The following is a 21,904-nucleotide window of genomic DNA, read 5'->3' as shown; positions in this document are numbered from 1 at the left end:
TAAAAAAACCGCGCATGGCTATCGCAGATAAGCAGCATCGCTCGGAACTGATCCGTCGACAGGCCTGCGAGGAGGCGCTGTAAACCCTTCCCTGGGCGCTACCTACGCCATCCCTGGCGTAGAACCTCCTCTTCGACCTGTCCCCGGCGTTCCTCACTTACCTCTTAACCATAGCGGCCGGTGATATAGTCCTCGGTCTGCTTCTTTTCCGGCTCGGTGAAGATGGTATTCGTCTCGCCGAACTCGATCAGATCGCCCAGATACATGAAGGCGGTGTAGTCGGAGACCCTGGCCGCCTGCTGCATATTGTGGGTAACGATGAGGATGGTGTACTGCTCCTTGAGCTCGTGGATCAGTTCCTCGATCTTCAGCGTCGAGATCGGATCCAGCGCCGAGGCCGGCTCGTCGAGCAGGATCACCTCCGGCTCGATGGCGATGGCGCGGGCGATCACCAGACGCTGCTGCTGGCCACCGGAGAGGCCGAAGGCGTTGTCGCCGAGGCGATCCTTGACCTCGTCCCACAGCGCCGCGCCGCGCAGCGAGCGCTCCACGACTTCTTCGAGCACCGCCTTGTTGTTGACCCCCTGCAGGCGCAGGCCGTAGGCGACGTTCTCGAAGATCGACTTGGGGAAGGGGTTGGGCTTCTGGAACACCATCCCCACCTTGCGGCGCAGCTCGGCGACGTCGACGCCGCGGGCGTAGATATCCTCACCGTCGAGCAGGATCTCGCCCTCGACGCGGCAGATATCCACCAGGTCATTCATGCGGTTGAAGCAGCGCAGCAGGGTCGACTTGCCGCAGCCCGAGGGACCGATAAAGGCGGTCACCTTGTTGGCCGGGATATCCAGATCGATACCGTTGAGCGCCTGGTCCTTGCCGTAGAACAGGTTGAGGTCACGCACCTTGAAGGTGGTCTTGCCCATGCCGCGCATGGCGTCACGATGGCTGGCGGTGGTCGTGGCTGACGTCATGGTAGTCATTTCTCGCCTCTTGGATGTTGTGGCGGCGGCCTGAGCTGCCGCCGTGCAGTCGGTGGGCATCAGTCAGTGGCGGCGCGGTAGCGCTCACGCAGCCGGTTGCGGATGCTGATGGCGGTCAGGTTGAGGACGATGATCAGGATCACCAGCACCAGCGCCGTGGCGTATACCAGCGGCCGTGCAGCCTCGACGTTGGGGCTCTGAAAGCCGACATCGTAGATATGGAAGCCGAGGTGCATGATCTGGCGGTCCAGGTGCACGAACGGGAAGGTGCCATCTACCGGCAGCGTCGGCGCCAACTTGACCACCCCCACCAGCATCAGCGGCGCCACCTCCCCCGCCGCCCGGGCAATCGCCAGGATCATGCCGGTCATCATCGCCGGGGTGGCCAGCGGCACCACCACCTTCCACAGCGTCTCGGACTTGGTCGCCCCCAGTGCCAGACTGCCCTGGCGCACCGAGGAGGGAATCCGCGCCAACCCCTCTTCGGTAGAGACGATCACCACCGGCAGGGTCAGCAGCGCCAGGGTCAGCGAGGCCCAGATCAGCGCCGGTGAGCCGAAGGTGGGCGACGGCAGCCGCTCGGAATAGAACAGCTGGTCGATGGAACCACCCAGGGTGTAGATAAAGAAGCCCAGGCCGAACACCCCGTAGACGATGGAGGGCACCCCGGCGAGGTTGTAGACCGAAATCCGGATCAGCTTGAGCAGCGGCCCCTGCTTGGCGTATTCGCGCAGATAGATGGCCGCCAGCACGCCGAACGGGCTAACGATCATCGACATCAGGAGCACCATGGTCACGGTGCCGAAGATGGCCGGGAAGATGCCGCCGGCGGTATTGGCTTCTCGCGGTTCGCCGCTGACAAAAGCCCAGAACTGCTGCAGGTACTCCACCACCTTGGCGGTCAGCGACAGGTTGTTAGGCTGCACCGCGCGCACGATATCACCGATGCGAATCTGCACTTCCTCACCGCCCACCACCGTTGCCACCAGGGTGTCGCGATGCAGCTCGCTGCGCAGGATATCGATCTCGGCGCTCAGGGCCTGGAACGCCTCCTGGAGAACGCCCTGCCGCTCCTGAATCTGATCCAATTGAGTTTGAAGCTGGTCGGGTTCGACGTTGGGATCACGCTGCAGGGCCCGCTCGCGTATGCGCAGCTCTTCCATTTCCGCGCTGATCACCCCGACATCGTTACGCTCGATCTGACGAAGTTCTCTGAACAGCGTATTGGCACGCTCGACCCGCGACTGCAGCTCGTCCCACAGCCCCTCGCCCTCGGCCACCACCTCGTCATCTTCCAACACGCGTACGGCGTAGCCATAGAAGTCACCCCATTCGCGACGCTCGAGGCGCATGGCATCCCGGGGCGCGAGCCACTCCGACATCTGCAGTTCGGCGTACCAGGCGAAGTCATTGCCGGTGACGTCGCGGTTGCCCTGCTTGATCAGGTGGCGCGTCACCAGCTCGTCTTCGCCCAGCTCCGGCGGCACGTTGATACCGGCATCCCGCGCTACAGGCACCGGTATGGTTTCGGCACGCACGTGCTCGCCCATCACCATCTGGCCGAGGCCCAGCTCCGGGTCACCGACCTGAAACTCGACGATCTCGGTAGGATAAAAGTGGCTGAGGCCACGCACGGCGATCAGGCCGATCAGCCCCAGCACCATGATAATGGAGACCGCCACCGCACCGGCATTCAACCAGATCCAGGGTGCACCGCTTTTCCACCAAAGTTTCATCTAAGTCTCCCGGAATCAGAGGTTGCCGTAGCGCTTGCGCAGGCGCTGACGAATGATCTCGGCCAGGGTGTTGACCACGAAGGTCATACCCAGCAGTACCAGAGCGGCGAGGAACAGCACTCGGAAGTGGCTCGACCCCACCGCGGTTTCGGTGAGTTCGACGGCGATATTGGCCGACAGGGTGCGCATGCCTTCGAAGATATTGAAGTTCATGATCGGGCTGTTGCCGGTGGCCATCAGTACGATCATGGTCTCGCCCACCGCACGGCCGAAGCCCATCATTACTGCCGAAAACATGCCGATGCTGGCGGTGGGCAGCACCACGCCGACCACGGTCTGCCAGCGCGTCGCGCCCAACGCCAGCGAGCCCTGGGTCAAATGGCGCGGCACGTTGAACACCGCATCCTCGGCAATCGAGAAGATCGTCGGGATCACCGCGAAGCCCATGGCAATACCCACCACCAAGGCGTTGCGCTGGTCGTAGTTGAACCCGGTATTGGTCAGCCACTGACGCATGCTGCCGTCGAAGAACATGATCTCGACATGCGGGCTTGCCGTGACACAGGCCCAGCCCACCAGCACGATGAGCGGCATCAGTATCACCGCCTCCCAGCCGTCGGGCACCGCGGTACGCAGGCCCTCGGGCAGGCGACTCCAGAGGTAGGCGAAGACCAACATGGCGATAGGCATCAGGATCAGAATGCTGAACACCGCCGGCAAATGATTCTCGACGAAGGGTGCCAGCCACAGGCCGGCGAGGAAGCCGAGGATCACCGTGGGCAGCGCCTCCATCACCTCGATGGTCGGTTTGACCTTGCCGCGCAGCCTGGGCGACATGAAGTAGGCGGTATAGACGGCCCCCATCAGCGCCAGCGGGGTGGCGAACAGCATGGCGTAGAAGGCCGCCTTGAGGGTGCCGACGGTCAGCGGCATCAGACTCATCTTGGGCTCGTACTCATCGCCTCCGGCGGTGGACTGCCAGACATAGCGAGGCTGGCTGCTCCCCTCGTACCAGACCCTCTGCCACAGGGACGAGAACGAAATGCCGGGGTGCCGGTTGCTGACCTCGGCGACCTGCAGCTGGTTATTCTCGTCGGCAAACAACGCCATGGAGTTGACCGGCGAGATGGCGATACGCACCAGCGGGCCTTCGGTCATCCGCGCATCGAAGACGTCGGCGCCCGCCGTGGCGTGGTGTATGCCCAGACTGCCCTGCTCATCGCCGACCAGGAAACCGCGCCGCGCATGCTCCGCTGCGATATGGGTAATGGGCGCCTCATAGCGGGCAAAATCTCGGATATGCGTCAGATCGTGCTGGTTCTGGGCGTCGCGCACCGGGAAATACTGGCGGACCTGGCCATCAGAGGTGCCGGCGATGATCGACACGGTGCCGTTGAGAAGGACCATCTCCGACACGTAGCCGCTGTCGGTGACCTGCACGGCCCCGCGATACTGGGGATCGTCGAGGTTGCCGATATCGTAGTGATGGATATAGCCGGCGTCATCGGAGACATAGAGATGCCGGAAGCGATTATCGATCAAGATCTGGCGGGCACTACCGTCGAAGCCGGGCAGCTCGGCGGTGGTCTGCTCGACGGTCACCGCGCCGGTCATGATGTTCTCCTGAACATCGAAGGAGGTCACCATCAGGGTGCCATCGTCGAGCTCGACCGCCGCGTAGATGCCGCGGTCACTGACCTGCAGCCCCAGTACCTGGATGGCCCGCCCCTCTTCGTCCAGGGTCAGCGGCTCTTCACCGAGAGGGAACTCCAGCTCGGGCTCGATATGGCGCAGATTGTCAGGATAGGTGATGGCGTACTCCACCTGCCCGAGGCTGATATCGCCGTTGTCGTAGCCGTAGGCAAAGGCACGCGTGGTGGCGAAAGCGGTGGCGAAAGCCGAGCGGCTGGCACCCTCCGGCCGGGGCACCTCGAACGACGCCCGCAAGTCACCACCGTCCAGGTCGAAGAAGGTGATGCGTCCCGTGTCGGTAAAGCTCGCCCCCAGGGTGTCATGGCGGTCGATGGTCAGGTGCTCGAGCGCCTCGTCGCCCCCTACTCCGGGTACGCTATAGGTCTGCTGGGTGGTGACCTGAGCCGACTTGAAGAGCGGCATGACCTCGGAGAAGAGGTAGACGAAGATCATCCCCAAGGCGAGCACGACGGCAATACCGGCGGCACCGATACCGTAGCGCGAAAAGCTGTCCTTGAAAGCACGCTTGCGCCGCAGTCGCTCACGCTGCTCGGGGCTGGGCAGCAGCGATCTGCCTTGACCCGACAGGGGGCGTTGGGAGGTGTCATTCATGGCGGAGAAAAATCCCGTCGGATGGATGGATACGCAGAGGGTAAGCAGGGTCCATGACAGTCATGTGACAGTCCGGAAATAACAACGGGGCGCCGCAAGGCGCCCCGTTCAGAGCGATCATGATCGGAGTATCAGTCGATACCGAGCTCAGCGCGCACGCGGCTGGCCACTGCTTCGGGCAGCGGAATGTAGCCGTCACGAGCGGTCACTTCCTGGCCCTGGCGGGAGAGGATCATGCGCAGGAATTCGGCCTGCTGCGGATCCAGATCTTCGTTGGGGTGCTTGTTGACGTAGACCATCAAGTAGCGCGCCAGCGGGTAGTTCTCGTTCTCCACGGTGTAGGCCTCTTCGCCCTCGTCACGTGCCACCGGTACGGCGCGCACCTGGGAGGTGATATAGCCGATGCCAGAGTAGCCGATGCCGTTGATCGACTCGCTGACGCCCTGCACCACCGAGGCGGAGCCCGGCTGCTCGTTGATAGAGTCCTTGAAGTCGCCGCCACACAGGGCGTTCTCGGCGAAGAAACCGTAGGTGCCGGAGACGGCGTTACGGCTGTAGAGGGTGAAGTCGCGATTCTCCCAGCTGCCGTCCAGGCCCAGCTGGCCCCAGCGGGTGATGTCTTCGTCATAGCCGCAGCGGCGGGTTTCAGAGAAGATCGCATCGACCTGGGGCAGGGTGATGCTCTCCAGGGGGTTGTCCTGGTTGACGTAGATGGCCAGGGCGTCGATGGCCACCGGCACCATGGTCGGCGGATAGCCGAAGCGGTCCTCGAAAGACTGCACTTCCGAGGTGCGCATCTCGCGGCTCATCGGACCGAACTGGGCGGTGCCCTCGGTCAGCGCGGTCGGCGCGGTGCCGGAACCAGCACCCTGGATCTGGATATTGACGTTGGGGTAGAAGTTAGCGAACTCCTCGGCCCACAGTGTCATCAGGTTGTTCAGCGTATCGGAGCCGATACTGGTCATGTTCCCGGAGATACCACTGACGGTTTCGTACTCGGGCAGATCGGGATCGACGTCTGCCATGGCGTGGGTCGAGATGAATGAAGCGCCGATGACGGCAGCAGCCAGAACCTTGAGTTTCATGTTGATCTCCAGATATGCGCAGCGTATTTGGCCCGGTGGCCTTATCCAGCCATGCTCTGCATGACCGATGTGCCAACGCACTATAGAAATCGCCCATGACACTCACGTGACAGCAGCGGCGAGACAGCGAATTTTTCAATGAAGCTTTTGTGACAGTGTCCTACAACAGCAGGCCAAGTGCGGCCAGGGTGGAGAGCGCCATTGACGACCAGGTCAAGGCGCGGCGATCGAAGCGGTGGGCGCAGGCGTTGGCCAGGGCATTGCCGACCAGCAGCCAGGGGAACAGGGTGACGGCGAGGGTCAGGTGCCAGACACGGACCTGGCCCGCCAGCACCAGGGCCAGCAGCGTCATCAGCGAACTGCAGATAAAGTAGGCGGCGAGATTGCCGCGTGCGCTGTCCGGCGGCAGGCGATGCATCAGCATGGCGATGGGCGGGCCGCCGATTGCCGAGATAGTGCCGAAGATTCCCGACAGTACCCCGGCCACGAACAGGCTGACGCGATTGACCGGCACGCTGACCTTGAGCAGGCTGACCGCCACCGCACTCAGCACGATCAGGGCAATGGCGTTCTCGAGCAGCGCCAGGGGTGCCGCCAGCAGCAGCCAGATGCCGAATACGGTGCCCGGCACCCGCCCCACCAGGGCGGTGCCGATAAAGGTCACCCGCACCTCGTGGCGATACTTGCCGATCATCATCAGCGATACCGTAAAACCGAACAGCACCAGGATCACCGGCACCAGCCGCGGCTCGAGCATCAGCAGCAGCGGTGCACCCACCACTGCCAGGCCAAAGCCGGTGGCGCGCTGCACGAAGGCCCCCACCATTAGCGTCAGGCCGCAGCCCACCCATACCAGCGGTGCCACGTCGAGGGCGCTGAACAGCGCCTCAGGCATCTGCGCGGCGCCCTACCAGCCAGCGCATCGCCACGTTGCCGAAGATCGACACGCCGAGCATGGTGAGTACCATCGGCCACAGATTCTCGATCTCGAAGGCGGTGACCATCACCCCGGCGAGGCCGGCGGCGCCGAACTTGAGAGCGCCCATCACCGCGGTGGCAGTGGCACTGATATGGCCAAAGTGGTCGAGCAGCGACGACATGGCGTTGGGGGTGATCAGCCCCACCATGCCGGCATAGATCATGACCAGTGGCACCAGGGTGTAGAGCGAATCGAGCCCGAGGATGGTGACCGCGACCAGTGCCGTGGCCGCGCTCAGCTGAATGCCCAGGCCCAGATACATGTTCTGCTGCGGGGTACGCTTGCCGCGCAGCAGGCGGATATTGACCCAGTTGGAGAGCGCGATCACCACCACATTGACGCCGAACACCAGCGGATACATGGCCGGTGACAGCCCGAAGTACTCGAGATACAGAAACGGCGAGAAGGTAACGAAGGCAAACAGCCCGGCGAAGGAGGCCGCCACCGCGCAGATATAGCCCATGCCCTGGCGATGGCGCAGCACGCTGGCGTAGTTGGCCAGCACCTGGCGCGGGCTGGCGGCGGGCAGGTTGGGGTCGCGAGTCTCCGGCAGCTGGGTACTGAGCAGCCAGATCAGAAAGGCCGCATAGAGCGCCAGAAACACGAAGATCAGCCACCAGTCGGCCAGATAGAGCAGCCCGCTACCTACCACCGGCGCCACCAGCGGCGCCAGCATCATGATCATCGCCATGGTCGACATCACGCTGGCCGCCTGGCGGCCGCTGAAGCAGTCGCGCACGATGGCCGCCGAGTTGACGACGCAGGCGCCGCCGCCCAGCGCCTGGACGAAGCGCCAGGCCAGCAGCTCAGGGAGTGACCCCACCGTGGTGATCATCAGACTCGCCAGCATGAACACCACCAGGCCACCAATCAGCACCGGCTTGCGCCCCATGCGATCAGATAGCGGCCCGAATACCAGTTGACCAAACGCAAAGCCGAACAGGAACACGCTGATCGAGAGTTCGGTATGGTGAATACTGGCCCCCACCGACGCCGCCAACCGCGACATCGCCGGCAGATAGGCATCAATGGCAAACGGTGCCAGCGCGGTATTAGCCGCTACCAGCCAAGCAACCCGGCGAGCATTGAGCGTCACGACGCCTCCTCGAGCCGGCAACGGCAAGCGGCCGGCCAGCGTGAAAAGATAGGACGCTAATCATACCACCAGACGACGCTAGGCGCAGTGCTTGCCTGATTGGTAGAGTAGCGGCAACGGTACCGACCACGCACAGGAAGCACGCCCATGGACCAGGATAAACTGTCACAGCTCAAACGCATGACCACGGTGGTCGCCGATACCGGCGATATCGAGGCGATTCGCCGCTTCAGCCCCACCGACGCTACCACCAACCCCTCGCTGATTCTGCAGGCGGCTCAGCAGGAGACGCGTCGCGCCCGACTAGCCGAGCTGGCCCGGCAGAGCGTCGATATCGACGACGCCCTGGATGCCGTGGCGGTGGAGATCGGCAGCGAGATCAGCGAGCTGGTGCCAGGCTATGTCTCCACCGAAGTCAGTGCGCGGCTCTCCTTCGACAGCGAGGCCACGCTGGCCCGCGCCCACTCGTTGATCGAGCGCTATGAGCGGCGCGGCGTAGGTCGCGAGCGGATTCTGATCAAGGTTGCCTCGACCTGGGAAGGGATTCGCGCCGCCGAGCAGCTGGAGCGTGAGGGTATCCGCACCAATCTCACCCTGCTGTTCAGCTTCGTCCAGGCGCAGGCCTGCGCCGATGCCGGGGTGACGCTGATCTCCCCCTTCGTCGGTCGCATCCTCGACTGGCACAAGGCCGCCACACCGGACGCCGACTTCAGCGGTGACAACGATCCGGGAGTGCGGTCGGTCAAGGCGATCTACGAACACTACAAGGGGCACGGCTACAAGACCATCGTGATGGGGGCGAGCTTTCGCAACCGCGCCGAGATCGAGTCGCTGGCCGGCTGCGACCGGCTGACCATCTCGCCCAAACTGCTCGAGGAGCTCGCCGCCGAGCGCGGCCCCCTGAGCCGTCGGTTGACGCCGCTGGATGCCGAAACCTCCGCGCCCGAGCCTCACGACGAGGCGGAGTTCCGCTGGGCCATGAACGAGGATGCCATGGCCACCGAAAAGCTGGCCGAGGGGATTCGCAAGTTCATGGACGACCAGCGCAAGCTGGAGAAGCTGCTGGGAGAGCTACGCTGCTAGCCTTGCCTAAAGGTGCACGCTATTCCTAAAGGTGCACGCTATTTAAGCGGCGCAGGGGAGCGTTCGCGCTCCCGTTGCTGCTCTTCGAGCAGCGTCACCAGCGGCTGAAATTCCGAGCGATTGTGCTCGTTCATATGCATCAGGGTGCGATGCGCGTCCAGTATACGCTGCTGCAGGCCGGCTTCGTCGGCCTCGATCTGCGGCAGTTCGTCGAGCTCACGCGGCTCGCTGAGCGGTGCCTCGACCAGGGTGAAGTAGTGGGCAAAGCCCATCACGTCGAGCATACGCTGCACGTCGGGGTGGTCGGCCACAATGGTCGGTGGCTGCTCGATCTTGCCCTGCACGGCCATCGCCACCTTGGCGAGGAACCCCAGCGCCGTCGAATCGACGTTGCTGGTATCGCGCAGGTCGATCATCACGGCCTTGAGCCCAGGCGTCGCAGCCAGACGCTGAACCTGATCGTCCAGCGTGGCGCACAGCGTCAGGCGCACATCGCCGCACAGCTTGAGCACGAAGACACCGGAATCGAACGCGGCCTTCAGTCGCCCCTCATGTATCATCATCGCCAAATCCGCTCAACGTCATGATCGTCAGGTCATCTGGAAGCTCATCATGGCCCGGGGCGCGCTCGGCGACGGCATCGTCGTCGTTTTCCGGCACGTCACCCAGTGACAGCTTCCCCCTCAGTGCGGCCACATCATCACTGGCCAGCACCAGACGCTCGAGTTCCTTGAGCCGACTATCGAGCCCATCACCAGACAGGCACTCCAGTACCCCATCCGAACACAGCCAAAGTCGGAAGTTCTGCGGTAGTTCACAGCCTAGCGTGGGATATTCTACGCCCGGAAACAAGCCCACCGGCATGCCTTCACCCTCAAGCAGACGGAGGCGATTGTCGCTGACCAGCATCGGCATCGGCAGTTGGGCGCCGAGCGAATAGTGCAGGTAGTGGCGCTGGCGGTCAAACACGCCGACGAACAGCGTGGCATGCTTACCGATCCCGGCATCCAGCAGCTCGCGGTTGAGCTTGCTGAGCCAGCGCGCCGGCAGGCGCTCCGGCGCCCGGCCATCCCACTGCGACAACCAGTTATTGCACAGGTACTTGAGCAGCACCGTGACAAAGGCAGAGGAGGCGCCGTGTCCGGAGACATCGGCAAAGTAGAATACGCTGTAGCGCTCGTCGAAGCGCTGAAAGTCGAGGAAATCGCCGGACAGATAGAGGGAAGGCGCCAGCCAGTAGTCGCAGCTCACGCCATTGAGAGTCAGCGGGCGCTGAGGCAGCAGCTTGCGCTGGATATGGCCACCGGCCTGCTGATCGAGGCGCAGCATGTCCAGATGCGTCTCGAGGTGCTCGTTGAGATCGGCGAGGCGCGCACGGTCGCGCTCGTGTTCCCGCGCCAGACGATGATTGTCGATCACCTTGTCGATCATGCGCCGCAGCACGTCGCCATGACGCAGCGGCTCTACGATATAGTCGACCAGGCCGACCTCCACCGCCTTGAGCAGCTCGGCGTCCAGGCGCTCGTCGCTGACCACCAGGGTCGGGAGCCGTTCAGAAAGCGATGCCCACTGGGCAGGCGGCACCGCACGCACATGCGCCACCGCCAGCAGGGTATGGTCGGGCAACTCCTCGGGATCGGTCACCGCCACCACCGCAAAATGGTCCTTGGCAATCATGTCGGCCAGCGCATCGCGCTCCGTTCCAGGCTGGTCGATGACCCCGATCAAGCGCTTGTCACTAGCCATACACCACCTTTAATCGGCGAAGTCGTCATCGTCAAAATCGAAATCGAAGTCGTCGCTGGCGAACGGATCGTCGCCCAGCTCCCCATCGCTGACTTCGTAACGCCGCTGCTGCAAATAGGAGTCACGAATAAAACTGTAGCGATCACCGCTAATCAGATCTTCGAGATCCAGCAGACCGGCGCGCGTGTCGACGACCTGAACCACTCGCAGGCTGTTGCGCAACGCCACGTCATCGATATGATTCACCGGATAGGCATACCAGTCCAGCGGCAGGCCGGCGGTGTCACGCACCGTGCTTGGCCCGAGGAACGGCAGCATGACATAGGGCCCCTCGCCAACACCCCATGCACCCAGGGTTTGGCCGAAGTCCTCGTCGCGCCCGGTGATCTCCATATGCGTGGCAAAGTCCCACAGCCCGCCGATACCCACCGTGGTGTTGATCAGGAAGCGTGCCGTGGCGATACCGGCATTGCCCGGTTTGCCCTGCAGCAGGCTGTTGAGCGCGGTACGCGGTTCGCCGAGATTGGAAAAGAAGTTGCTGACACCGGTCTGCACCGGCTGCGGCGCAACGGTGTCGTAACCGCGGGCCACGGGACGCAGAATGGCGCGATCGAGCGCATCATTGAACACGAAAACTCGCCGATTGAAGCCCTCCCAGGGGTCGTCCGGGTTACGCTCCTCGATCGTCTGGGCACCGGCACAGCCGGCCAGCACCAGCGCCATCATCAACGCTGCCGCCAGACGCACTCCGGCCGCCCACTCGTTCCTCCACCCACGTCCCTTGCCTGGCATCATGTCACCCTGTGGTTACCGCTATATTGTAGATGGTTGATTAAGCCCTGCGTACTACCACGCTGCCGGCACTGTAGCCGGCACCGAACGAACACACCACCCCTAGCTCACCGGCCTGCAAGTCGTCGCGATGCAGATGGAAGGCGATGATCGAGCCGGCCGAGCTGGTGTTGGCGTAGCGATCGAGGATCACCGGCGCCTCGCTCTCGCTGGGCTCGCGACCCAGCACGCGCCGCGCGATCATGTCGTTCATATGGCGGTTGGCCTGGTGCAGCCAGAGCCGCGCCGGCGGCGTATCGGCCACGCCCAGGCTCGCCAGGTGGTCGCCGATCAGCGACGCTACCAGCGGGCAGACCTCCTTGAATACCCGCCGCCCCTCCTGAACGAACAGTTTATCCAGCGACTGAGGGTCGCTATCGGTGACCCGATTGAGAAAGCCGGCATTGTTGCGAATAGCATTGGAGAAGCGCGTGGTCAGCCGCGTACCAAGGATCTCGAAGCGCCGCTCGCTGCGGGCGACGTCGGCGGCTTCGACTACCACCGCGGTACAGGCATCGCCGAAGATAAAATGGCTGTCGCGATCGCGGAAATTGAGGTGCGCCGAGCAGATCTCGGGGCTGACCACCAGCACCCGCTGCAGACTGCCGGCGCGAATGGCGTTGTTGGCCATGTCGATGGCGAAGGTCGCCGAGCTGCACGCCACGTTCATATCGAAGGCGTAGCCGCCGGTGCCGAGCGCCGCCTGCAACTCTACCGCCACCGCCGGATAGGCGCGCTCGAGGTTGGAGCAGGCAACGATCACCAGATCGATCTCGCTGGCCTCGACGTTCGCAGCCTCCAGCGCCTGGCGCGCTGCGGCCAGGCCCATCTCACACTGGATCGAGGGCTCGTCGTTGCCGCGCTGGGGCAGCTTGGGGCGCATCCGCTCGGGATCGAGGATCCCGTCGGCGTCGAGCACGTAGCGGCTGTAAATCCCCGACGCCTTGACGATAAACTCGCTGCTCGAGTGTGCCAGCGGCTCGCATTCGCCGGCGGCGATAGCATCGGCGCGGCGGGCGTTCTCGGCATCGACCCAGGCGTTGAAGGAGGCCACCAGCGCATCGTTGTCGATCGACTGGCTGGGGGTGAAAAGGCCGCTGCCGGTAATCACGGCTGAGGTCATGGCGTATCTCCTGGCGACGGCATCGAGATATCTGGCCGTCGTATATATATAAAGGTATTCAGTGGTGTCGGCCGGTGATCTCGGCCCAGCGCCGTTCCAGCCGCTTGGCCGACACCGGCATCGCGGTACCCAGCTGCTGGGCAAATAGCGAGACCCGCAGCTCCTCGATCCACCAGGCGAAGTCGTCGAGGGCAGGGTCGCTGGCCCCGGAGCGGCGCGTCGCCTCGCGGCGCTCCTCCAGGCGGCGCTCGAACGCCTGCACCTCGAGCATCATCATCTGATCGCGGTTGCGTTCCCGAGGCGCCTTCTCTAAGCGTATCTCGGCGGCCTGCATATAGCGCGGATAGTGTTCGAGCCAGACGCCGGCGTCGGTGACGAAACCGGGATAGACCAGGCGCTGCATCTGCGCCTTCAGGTCACTGTATACCAGCGCCAGGGCGAAGCTGAGATTGCCCTTCAGCGCCTTGGTCACTGCCAGATGGCCCTTGAGCGCCTGTTCGAGGGTCGCCACCAGCGCCTCGGCGTGGGGCACCAGGTCGCTGCGGCTGGCCTCGAGACGCGCCTCGAAGGCGCTGTGCGAGCGTGGCAGCGGGTCCACCGCCACCTCTTGCTCGACACTGGCAAATACCACGTCATCGACCAGTTGGCGCTTGCTGCCGACCTTGGCGAACAGCAGCGCGCAGCGCTCCAGCCCCTTGAGGCGGGCGATATGCCGCGCCTGGTCGGGGAGGCGCTGAATCGCCAGCCGAGTGACCCCACGGCGATGCGCCGCCAGCGCCTTGTCGGGATGGTCGAAAAGCTCGACGGCCAGCCCCTCACCGTTGGCCACCAGCGCCGGGTAGGCCTCGACGCGAATCCCCGCCTGAGTGGTCACCCGCGAGTCGGGCAGCGGCGCCTCGGGCAGCGCTGCGACTGCCTCGCTGCCGCCCACCGCCGCGGCCATGGCGCGGGCGCCCTGACTGGCCGCCGCGCTGAAACGCTCGATCAACCCGTCAAGGTCACGCCCTTCACCCAGCACCTGGCCGTCGTGATCGACCACACGCAGATTCATGACCAGATGCGGCTCGAGCTGATCGTAGCGCCAGTCATCGGGGGACAGACGCAGCCCGGTCTTGACGCGCAGGAACTCGCCCAGTGCCGCGCTCAGCGGTACGTCATCGGGGACCAGCGAGGCCAGGGCAGCGTCCACCCAGTCGGGAATCGGTACCACCTGGCGGCGCACCGCCTTGGGTAGTGACTTCATCAGTGCGATGCACTTCTCGCGCAGCAGGCCCGGCACCAGCCACTCGAGGCGCGCCGCCGGCAGCTGAGCCAGCATCGCCGCCGGCACCGTCAGGGTCACGCCATCGTCGCCAGCACCGGGCTCGAAATGGTAGGCCAGCGGGTAGCGCACTCCGCCCAGCACCAGCTCGTCAGGATACTGCTCGACGGTGACGTCGCCGGCGTCGCGGGCCATCAGCGCGTCGCGGTCGAACTTGAGAATCCCCGGGTCGTCGCCCTCGGCGCGTTTGCGCCACGCCTCGAAGCCCTTGCCATTGATGATCTCGGCGGGCAGTCGCTGGTCGTAAAAGTCGAATAGCGCTTCCTCGTCGACCAGGATGTCACGCTTGCGGGCGCGATCCTCGAGGTCCTCGACTTCGTCGATCAGCGCCCGGTTATGGGCGAAGAACTCACCTTTGGTGCGAAACTCGCCCTCCACCAGCGCGCGGCGAATGAATATTTCGCGCGCTTCGTCCGGTGCTATCGGCCCGTAATGGACCTTGCGGCGATTGACGATCGGCAGGCCGAATAGCGTCACCTGCTCGAAGGCCACCACCTGGGCACGCTTCATCTCCCAGTGCGGCTCGCTGTAGCTGCGTTTGACCAGGTGGCCGGCCAGCGGCTCGATCCACTGCGGCTGAATGCGCGCCACCTCGCGAGCGAATAGCCGCGATGTCTCGACCAGTTCACCGGCCATCAGCCATTTGGGCGACTTCTTGGCCAACCCCGAACCAGGGTGGATCACGAACTTGCGATTGCGCGCGCCCAGGTATTCGCGGTTCTCGAGCAGCTGGCCCAGGTTGGAGAGTAGGCCGGTGAGCAGCGCCTGATGCAATTTGACCGCATTGGCGCGGAGCGCTTCGGCACGCTGCTCGGACGGCTCATCCACCGGTCGCGGCGCAGCCGGTGGCACCTGAATATCCATCTCGCGCAGCAACTGGCGCAGCTGGCGAAAGGTGTCGTGCCACTCACGCAGACGCAGATAGCTCAAGAAGTTGTCGCGGCACCAGCGGCGTAGCTGGTTCCCCGACAGCTCGTCGCGAGCCGCCTCGAAGCCATGCCACAGATTGAGCCAGGCGACGAAGTCAGATTCCGGATCTTGCCAGCGTCGGTGGGCCTGATCGGCGGCCTGACGTTTGTCCGCCGGTCGGTCTCGCGGGTCCTGCACCGCCAGCGCAGAGACCACGATCAGCACCTCACGCAGGGCGCCCTGCTCGGCGCCGGCCAATACCATGCGCGCCAGCCGCGGGTCGATGGGCAGCCGTGCCAGGCGTTTGCCGGTGGCGGTCAGGCGCTGCGCCTCGTCCACCGCGCCCAGCTCGAACAGCAGCCGGAAGCCATCCTTGATAAAGCGCCCATCCGGCGCATCGACGAACGGGAAGTCCTCGATCTCGCCGAGCCTCAGCGACAGCATCGAGAGGATCACCGAGGCCAGGTTGGTACGCTGGATCTCGGGCTCGGTGAAGGCCGGCCGCGCCAGGAAGTCCTCCTCGGCGTAGAGGCGAATGCAGACGCCCTCGGCGATCCGCCCGCAGCGCCCCTTGCGCTGGTCGGCGCTGGCCTGGCTGACCGGCTCTACCGGCAGGCGCTGGACCTTGGAGCGGTAGCTGTAGCGGCTGATGCGCACCAGGCCAGGATCGATCACATAGCGAATCCCGGGCACGGTCAGCGAGGTCTCGGCGACGTTGGTCGAGAGCACGATGCGGCGTCCGGCGTGGGGCTGAAAGACACGATTCTGCTCGGCGTTGGAGAGCCGCGCATAGAGCGGCAGGATCTCGGTGCCCTTGAGGTCGGCGCGGCGCAGGGTATCGGCGGCCTCGCGGATCTCACGCTCGCCGGGCAGGAAGATCAGCACATCCCGGGGGCCGTGCCACCAGCGCTTGTCGCGCTCGATCTGCTCGATCTCCTCCACCGCCTGCAGGATGCCCTCCTGCAGGGTGCGATCCTCTTCATCCTCGGCGTCGCGCACCAGCGGCCGGTAGTGCACCTCCACCGGATAGGTGCGCCCGGTCACCTGGACCACCGGCGCTGGCCGGCCCGGCTCGCCGAAGTGCGCGGCGAAGCGCTCCACGTCGATGGTCGCCGAGGTGATGATGATCTTGAGGTCGGGGCGGCGCGCGGTGAGCCGCTTGAGATAGCCGAGCAGGAAGTCGATATTGAGGCTGCGTTCGTGGGCCTCGTCGATGATGATCGCCTCATAGCGACTCAGATCCGGGTCGTGCTGGGTCTCGGCCAGCAGGATCCCGTCGGTCATCAGCTTGATCAGAGTGCGCTGGTTGCTCTGGTCGCTGAAGCGCACCTGATAGCCGACCTGCTCGCCAAGCGGCACCTCGAGCTCTTCGGCCAGGCGCGTCGCCACCGAGCGCGCCGCCAACCGGCGCGGCTGGGTATGGCCGATCAGGCCGCGCCGCCCCAGGCCTAGCTCCAGGCACAGCTTGGGCAATTGAGTGGTCTTGCCGGAGCCGGTCTCACCGGCCACCACCACCACCTGGTGCTCACGCAGCGCGGCGAGAATATCGTCACGGCGCTCGGCCACCGGCAGTTCGGGGGGGTAGTGCAGGGTGAACGGCTGGGCTCGCCGCGCCGCGACCTTGCCCGCCGAGGCCTCGATCTGCGCGGCGAGCTCGCTCAGGCCACGGTCCGCCGGCTTGCCGTCGCGCAGGCGCCGCTCGAGCCCTGCCAGGCGCTTGCTCAGGCGCACGCTATCGCCACGCAGACAGTCGGCCAGCCGCGTCTCGAGGTCGCGCAGTCGGCTCAGGTCGGTGGACGCATCGGAGCGAGAGGTGGTGGTGCTCAAGGCAGCCTCACAGGTTGAAATGACACTGCCCGCCCCGGCGATACCGGGGCGGGCAGCATAGTGTAACGCTTGGCGACTGGCCGCGCCTAATTCAGGACGATGGCGGCAGCCCATAAGCGAGAACGCCGGGGACAGGCCGTAGAGGAGGTTTGCGCCATGGGTGAGGAGGATTCCTCCGAACGGGCTGGCCATGGATGGCCAGCACCGGTCCTGCAAGCGGAGCAGGATGCGAGAGCGCAGCAGGGCGCAAGGTAGCGCCCAGGGACGGGTTTACAGCGCCTCCTCGCAGGCCTGTCGACGGATCAGTTCGAGCGCTGCTACCAATGTGCGACAACACTGCATGGCTTACTCGTACCGGCGCTCGGGACTACTCCAGCGTCGACGATCAGGCGCTCTGCTTAGTCTCCTGATCGCGCAGCTCGCGGCGCAGCACCTTGCCGACGTTGGTCTTGGGCAGCTCGTCACGGAACTCGACGGTCTTGGGCACCTTGTAGCCGGTAAGCTCCTTCTTGCACCACTGGCGCAGGGTCTCGCCGTCGAGATCCCGGTTGCGCGACACCACGAACAGCTTGATCGCCTCGCCGGCCTCCTCGTCCGGCACCCCCACCACTGCGGCCTCGACCACGTCGGGGTGGCCGGCCACCACGTCCTCGATCTCGTTGGGATACACATTGAAACCGGAGACGATGATCATGTCCTTCTTGCGATCGACGATCTTGACGTAGCCATCCTCCTGCAGCACGGCGATGTCGCCGGTTCGAATCCAGCCGTCGCTGTCCATCGCCTTGGCGGTCTCTTCAGGCAGGTTCCAGTAGCCCTTCATGACCTGCGGCCCCTTCACGCACAGCTCGCCAGCCTCCCCGTAGGGCAGCGCCTGGCCATCGTCGTCGATTACCTTGACCGTGGTCCCGGCCACCGGCTTGCCGATAGTGCCAAGCTGAATGGCGTCGACCGGGTTGAAGGTGACGATCGGCGAGGTCTCGGTCATGCCGTAGCCTTCGGCGATGGCGCAGCCGGTGACCTTCTCCCAGCGCTCGGCGGCAGCCGTGGTCAGCGCCATGCCCCCCGACACCGTCAGCTTGAGGCGCGAGAAGTCGAGCTGCTTGAAGTCGTCGCGATTGCACAGCGCGTTGAACAGCGTATTGAGGCCGATAAAGCCGCTGAACTTGAGGCTCTTCAGCTCCTTGACGAAGTTATCGAGATCGCGGGGGTTGGTAATCAGGACCGAGTGATTGCCGGTCTCGACCAGAAACAGGCAGTTCACGGTGAAGGTGTAGATGTGATAGACCGGCAGCGGCGCAATCACCGTCTCTTCACCATCCTTCAGGGCCGGACCTATCGCCGCCCGCGCCTGCAGCATGTTGGCAATCAGGTTGCGATGGGTCAGCATCGAGCCCTTGGCAAGCCCGGTGGTACCGCCGGTGTACTGCAGTGCAGCGACGTCATCGGGTGTACGCTCGACGTCCTGATGCGAAAGCCCCGCCCCCTTGCTCAACGCCTCACGGAAGCCGACCGCAGTGGGCAGCGAATAGGCAGGCACCATCTTCTTGATGTACTTGACCACTGCGTTGATCAGCAGCCGCTTGGGAAAGCCGTGCATATCGCCGAGCTCGGTGACCAGCACATGCTTGATATCGGTGCGATCGAGCACCTTCTCCAGTTTGTCGGCCATGTTGGCGAGGATCAGGATCGCCTTGGCGCCCGAGTCCTTGAACTGGTGGGCCATCTCGCGTTCGGTGTAGAGCGGGTTGGTGTTGACCACCACCAGGCCGGCGCGCATGGCGCCAAACACCGCCACCGGAAACTGCAGCACATTGGGCAGCTGGATAGCGATGCGATCGCCGGGCTCGAGGCCGGTTTCATGCTGCAGCCAGGCGGCAAAGGCCTGGGACTGCTTGTCCAGCTCGGCGTAGGTGAGGGTCTGCCCCATGCAGGTGAAAGCTGGCTTGTCAGCAAATTTCTTGGCCGATATCTTGAAGACATCGATCACCGACGCGTAGTCGTCGAGGCCTTCCAGGGCCGGACCATTGAGAACCGGGGCAGTGGCATGCTCACTCATGGGCAAATCTCCGCTATTCAGATAGATCGACACCCTGTCGACTCTTATTGTCCGTCAAACGTTCGCTTGAAACTAACGTTGGAACATGACATTTCGCAGCGTCCGATGCCATGCCACTTTAGGCCAGCATCCCCACCCAGCCTATGAATTATTAGGCGCTTTCGCCACCATCGAAGTAGCGCGCAACGATCTCGCCATCGCACCATACCAGCAGTTCACCGGGCAGCATGCGCACCCACTGCTCGTTATCGGTGAGCGGCTCGGTGGCCAGCACCGACACCACATCGTGCTCGGTGGTGTGCTCGACAAAGTCGACGCTGAGCTCGGCATCCGATAGCTGCGCCCTGCCGAACGGCGCACGCCGGGTGATATGCGCCAGCTTGGTGGAGCAGTAGGCGTAGAGGTGGACGCCATCGGAGAGCAGCAGGTTGAACACGCCGTGGCCGCGTAGCCGCTCGCAGAGCCCGTGCAGGCACTCCCAGATCGCCTCGGGCGAGGCCGGCAGATCATCGAAGCGGCGCCTCAGCTCGCCGAGCAGGAAACAGAAGGCGTGCTCGCTATCGGTGCTGCCTACCGGGCGATACACCGCCAGTGGCAGCGACTCCCAGTCGGCGAGCTGGCCGTTATGGGCATAGCACCACTGGCGCCCCCACATTTCACGGGTAAAGGGGTGGGTATTGGCCAACTGCACCTGGCCGACATTGGCCTGACGGATATGGCTGATCACCACGTGGGACTTGATCGGATAGTCGCAGATCAAGCGTGCGATGGGTGAATCCACCGAGGGGTGCGGATCGCGAAAGTCGCGGTAACCGCCGGCTTCATAGAAGGCGATGCCCCAGCCATCGCGGTGCGGGCCGGTGCCGCCACCGCGATGCAGGAAACCGGTGAAACTGAAGCAGATGTCGGTCGGGACGTTGGCGCTCATGCCCAACAATTCACACATGGGGATCCTCTCGATGCAATGGCCGCCGTCGGGCACGTGACCAGCCCGCCAGCACCAGCAGCGCCAGCAGCAGCGCAGCGAGGCCTACAGTCCAACGCAGGGTGCTCTCGCCGTCCAGCCCGAGCGGCTCACCGGCGCGTTCGAGGCGCGGGATGGCATCCCGCCATAGCGTCTGGGCCTGGCGCGGCAGCTGATTGATGGCACTGATCAGGCGCTCGGCAAGGTCGGGCTCGGGCAACGGCTCGGCCTCTTCTACAGGCACCTCCTCGAGGGCTTCGGCCTGCAGACCAGCGCTGTCAGACTGCAAGGCATCGACGCCGATGCGCGCCTGCGGATTGAGCACCAGCCGCGGCAGGCTGAGCTCCAGGCGCTGGTCGTCGAGGGTCACCGTGGCGCTAAGCAGCAACGGTAGGCGGGTATCGTCAGGCAACTCGGGCAAGTCGATCTGCCACTGCCGCTCGTCCAGCGCCTCGACGTCGAGCATCTCACCCTGCAGCTCGGCGCGAATTTGAGTGTTATCGACGTTCAGTTGCGGATGTTCGGCGCGCAGGCTGACCCGCGATACCGCCTCATCGACCTCTGCAGCAATCGCCGGCAGCACGTTGACCGCCTGCACCCGCTGACGCTGGAAACGCACGCTGTCAGCGTCGATCACCAGTCGCGCATTGCCGGCCAGGGCCGGCGCCGGCAGTATCCCACGGAAATGCTGGCCATCGGCAGCCAAGCGAGTCGCCGCCTGGACATTACCCGCCAGATCCTGCAGTTCGGCACGCAGACGCAGGTCGTCGGGCCAGGCCGGTGACGGCAGGATATCACCGTCGAGATCGAGCCAGGCATCGATCGGCAACTCGAATCCCAGGTAGAGAGTCGCCGGCAACTCCTCAGTGCGCAGCGTCAGGGTCGATTCCACGCTGATGCGACTGTCGAGACTGATCGGGCCTTCGACACGCCACTCGCCTTCCGCGGGATCGGGAACGGTGACCAGATCGAAGCGCGGTTCGCTCTGCCAGCGCACGCCGTCGGGATACTCATCGCGAGTGTAGCGCTGACCGTCGGGGGCGATCAGGGTCAATGCCGGCGAATCAGGGTCGTGGAACAGCAGCGCCGAGAACGAATCGACCTGGTCGTCGATGGTGAAACGGCCATCGTCCAGCGGCACCCTGTCGCTAGGGAAGATGCGGTCGAAGATATCCAGAAAGGCACGTAGCAACTCGTCGGGAGACTCGGCCAGTGAGGCCAGGCCACCGCTGCGCTGACCGAGCAGCTCGACCAGTGGCAGGTCAGCCTCCGGGGAGAAGGCCACGGCGTGGATCACCACGCCCTCCTCGGCCAGTTGCGGCGTCAGTTCGTCGCTCAGCCTTCGCTGCGAGGCCTCGTCGCGAGCTGCCTTGTCCTGTCCCGCGGCTGGCAGGTCGATCATGCCGTCGGTGAGCAGAATCAGATGGCGCGGACCATTGTCGGCGTCGCCAGAGGCCTCGCGCACCGCTGCCTCGATATCGGTGAACTGCTGATAATCGACCAGCGCCGGGCGCAGCGCCAGTGCCTGTTCACGCCACTCGGCATCGACCGGTGCCACGGGCAGCGGATTGTCGACGAACTCACCGAAGGTCCAGATACCGCCGTGAATGCCATTGGGCAACAGCGCCACGAGCAGATCCAGTGCACTGGCGGCCAGCTGATCGGGGTCGTTATGGCGCATGCTGCCGGAGACGTCGATGACCACCCGCACTTCGGACGCCGCATTGCTCGCCACGCCGCGCTCGACAAACAGCAACGGCGACTGACCACTATCCGTCGAGAATTCCACGGCAGGCTGTGCCATCAGCGGCATTGCCACGGCCAATAGCCACCACAACCCCATCTTCAGCACAGCGCGCAT

Annotated in this window: 15 protein-coding genes; 1 reads left to right on the top strand and 14 read right to left on the bottom strand. The window is 64.3% G+C overall.

The window, feature by feature from the left end:
- Positions 1-164 precede the first annotated feature (164 nt).
- From pstB to IEI94_RS08505, 6 genes are all read right to left on the bottom strand, one after another.
- A complete protein-coding gene (gene pstB, locus IEI94_RS08530) occupies positions 165-971 on the bottom strand; it encodes a phosphate ABC transporter ATP-binding protein PstB (RefSeq protein WP_412030904.1) in 807 nt (268 codons plus the stop codon).
- A 68-nt stretch (positions 972-1,039) separates the two neighbouring features.
- Complete coding sequence (pstA, locus tag IEI94_RS08525) at positions 1,040-2,716, bottom strand: phosphate ABC transporter permease PstA (protein WP_191166866.1); 1,677 nt, start codon at positions 2,714-2,716, stop codon at positions 1,040-1,042.
- A gap of 15 nt (positions 2,717-2,731) precedes the next feature.
- Positions 2,732-5,020, bottom strand: coding sequence for an ABC transporter permease subunit (locus tag IEI94_RS08520; RefSeq protein ID WP_191166865.1), 2,289 nt, complete (start codon positions 5,018-5,020; stop codon positions 2,732-2,734).
- A 131-nt stretch (positions 5,021-5,151) separates the two neighbouring features.
- A complete protein-coding gene (locus IEI94_RS08515; protein ID WP_191166864.1) occupies positions 5,152-6,105 on the bottom strand; it encodes a PstS family phosphate ABC transporter substrate-binding protein in 954 nt (317 codons plus the stop codon).
- A gap of 160 nt (positions 6,106-6,265) precedes the next feature.
- Positions 6,266-7,000 (bottom strand): sulfite exporter TauE/SafE family protein, encoded by a 735-nt coding sequence (locus IEI94_RS08510; protein ID WP_191166863.1) that lies wholly within the window; start codon positions 6,998-7,000, stop codon positions 6,266-6,268.
- Entirely contained in the window at positions 6,993-8,180 is a 1,188-nt protein-coding gene (locus tag IEI94_RS08505) for a multidrug effflux MFS transporter (protein ID WP_191166862.1), read from the bottom strand. Before IEI94_RS08505 ends, IEI94_RS08510 begins: the two co-directional genes overlap by 8 nt.
- Before the next feature lie 147 nt (positions 8,181-8,327).
- Here IEI94_RS08505 and tal point away from each other — a divergent pair, with 147 nt between their 5' ends.
- On the top strand, positions 8,328-9,263 hold the full coding sequence (gene tal / locus IEI94_RS08500) for a transaldolase (RefSeq protein WP_191166861.1): 936 nt from the start codon (positions 8,328-8,330) through the stop codon (positions 9,261-9,263).
- Positions 9,264-9,301: 38 nt separating this feature from the next.
- On the opposite strand, the gene IEI94_RS08495 is transcribed toward tal, so the two are convergent.
- From IEI94_RS08495 to IEI94_RS08460, 8 genes are all read right to left on the bottom strand, one after another.
- On the bottom strand, positions 9,302-9,826 hold the full coding sequence (locus IEI94_RS08495) for an STAS domain-containing protein (protein WP_191166860.1): 525 nt from the start codon (positions 9,824-9,826) through the stop codon (positions 9,302-9,304).
- On the bottom strand, positions 9,813-11,009 hold the full coding sequence (locus tag IEI94_RS08490) for a PP2C family protein-serine/threonine phosphatase (RefSeq protein WP_191166859.1): 1,197 nt from the start codon (positions 11,007-11,009) through the stop codon (positions 9,813-9,815). The genes IEI94_RS08495 and IEI94_RS08490 overlap by 14 nt, the downstream gene beginning before the upstream one ends.
- Positions 11,010-11,018: 9 nt before the next feature.
- Positions 11,019-11,735: a VacJ family lipoprotein gene (locus tag IEI94_RS08485; protein ID WP_224750024.1), complete on the bottom strand. Its 717-nt coding sequence runs from the start codon at positions 11,733-11,735 to the stop codon at positions 11,019-11,021.
- A 106-nt stretch (positions 11,736-11,841) separates the two neighbouring features.
- The gene (locus IEI94_RS08480) at positions 11,842-12,963 is read right to left on the bottom strand and encodes a beta-ketoacyl-ACP synthase III (protein ID WP_191166857.1); all 1,122 of its coding nucleotides are present in this window, start codon (positions 12,961-12,963) and stop codon (positions 11,842-11,844) included.
- A gap of 58 nt (positions 12,964-13,021) precedes the next feature.
- Positions 13,022-17,020 carry an ATP-dependent RNA helicase HrpA gene (gene hrpA, locus IEI94_RS08475; protein ID WP_224750006.1) on the bottom strand — a complete coding sequence of 1,333 codons (3,999 nt, stop codon included), beginning with the start codon at positions 17,018-17,020 and terminating at the stop codon, positions 13,022-13,024.
- A gap of 385 nt (positions 17,021-17,405) precedes the next feature.
- On the bottom strand, positions 17,406-19,079 hold the full coding sequence (locus IEI94_RS08470; protein WP_191166856.1) for an AMP-binding protein: 1,674 nt from the start codon (positions 19,077-19,079) through the stop codon (positions 17,406-17,408).
- A 151-nt stretch (positions 19,080-19,230) separates the two neighbouring features.
- On the bottom strand, positions 19,231-20,025 hold the full coding sequence (locus IEI94_RS08465) for a class II glutamine amidotransferase (protein WP_191166855.1): 795 nt from the start codon (positions 20,023-20,025) through the stop codon (positions 19,231-19,233).
- The gene (locus IEI94_RS08460) at positions 20,018-21,904 is read right to left on the bottom strand and encodes a vWA domain-containing protein (RefSeq protein ID WP_191166854.1); all 1,887 of its coding nucleotides are present in this window, start codon (positions 21,902-21,904) and stop codon (positions 20,018-20,020) included. The genes IEI94_RS08465 and IEI94_RS08460 overlap by 8 nt, the downstream gene beginning before the upstream one ends.

This window comes from Halomonas sp. ML-15, from assembly GCF_014779595.1.
Lineage (GTDB): Bacteria > Pseudomonadota > Gammaproteobacteria > Pseudomonadales > Halomonadaceae > Franzmannia.
This window is presented reverse-complemented; position numbering and strand designations above follow the sequence as displayed.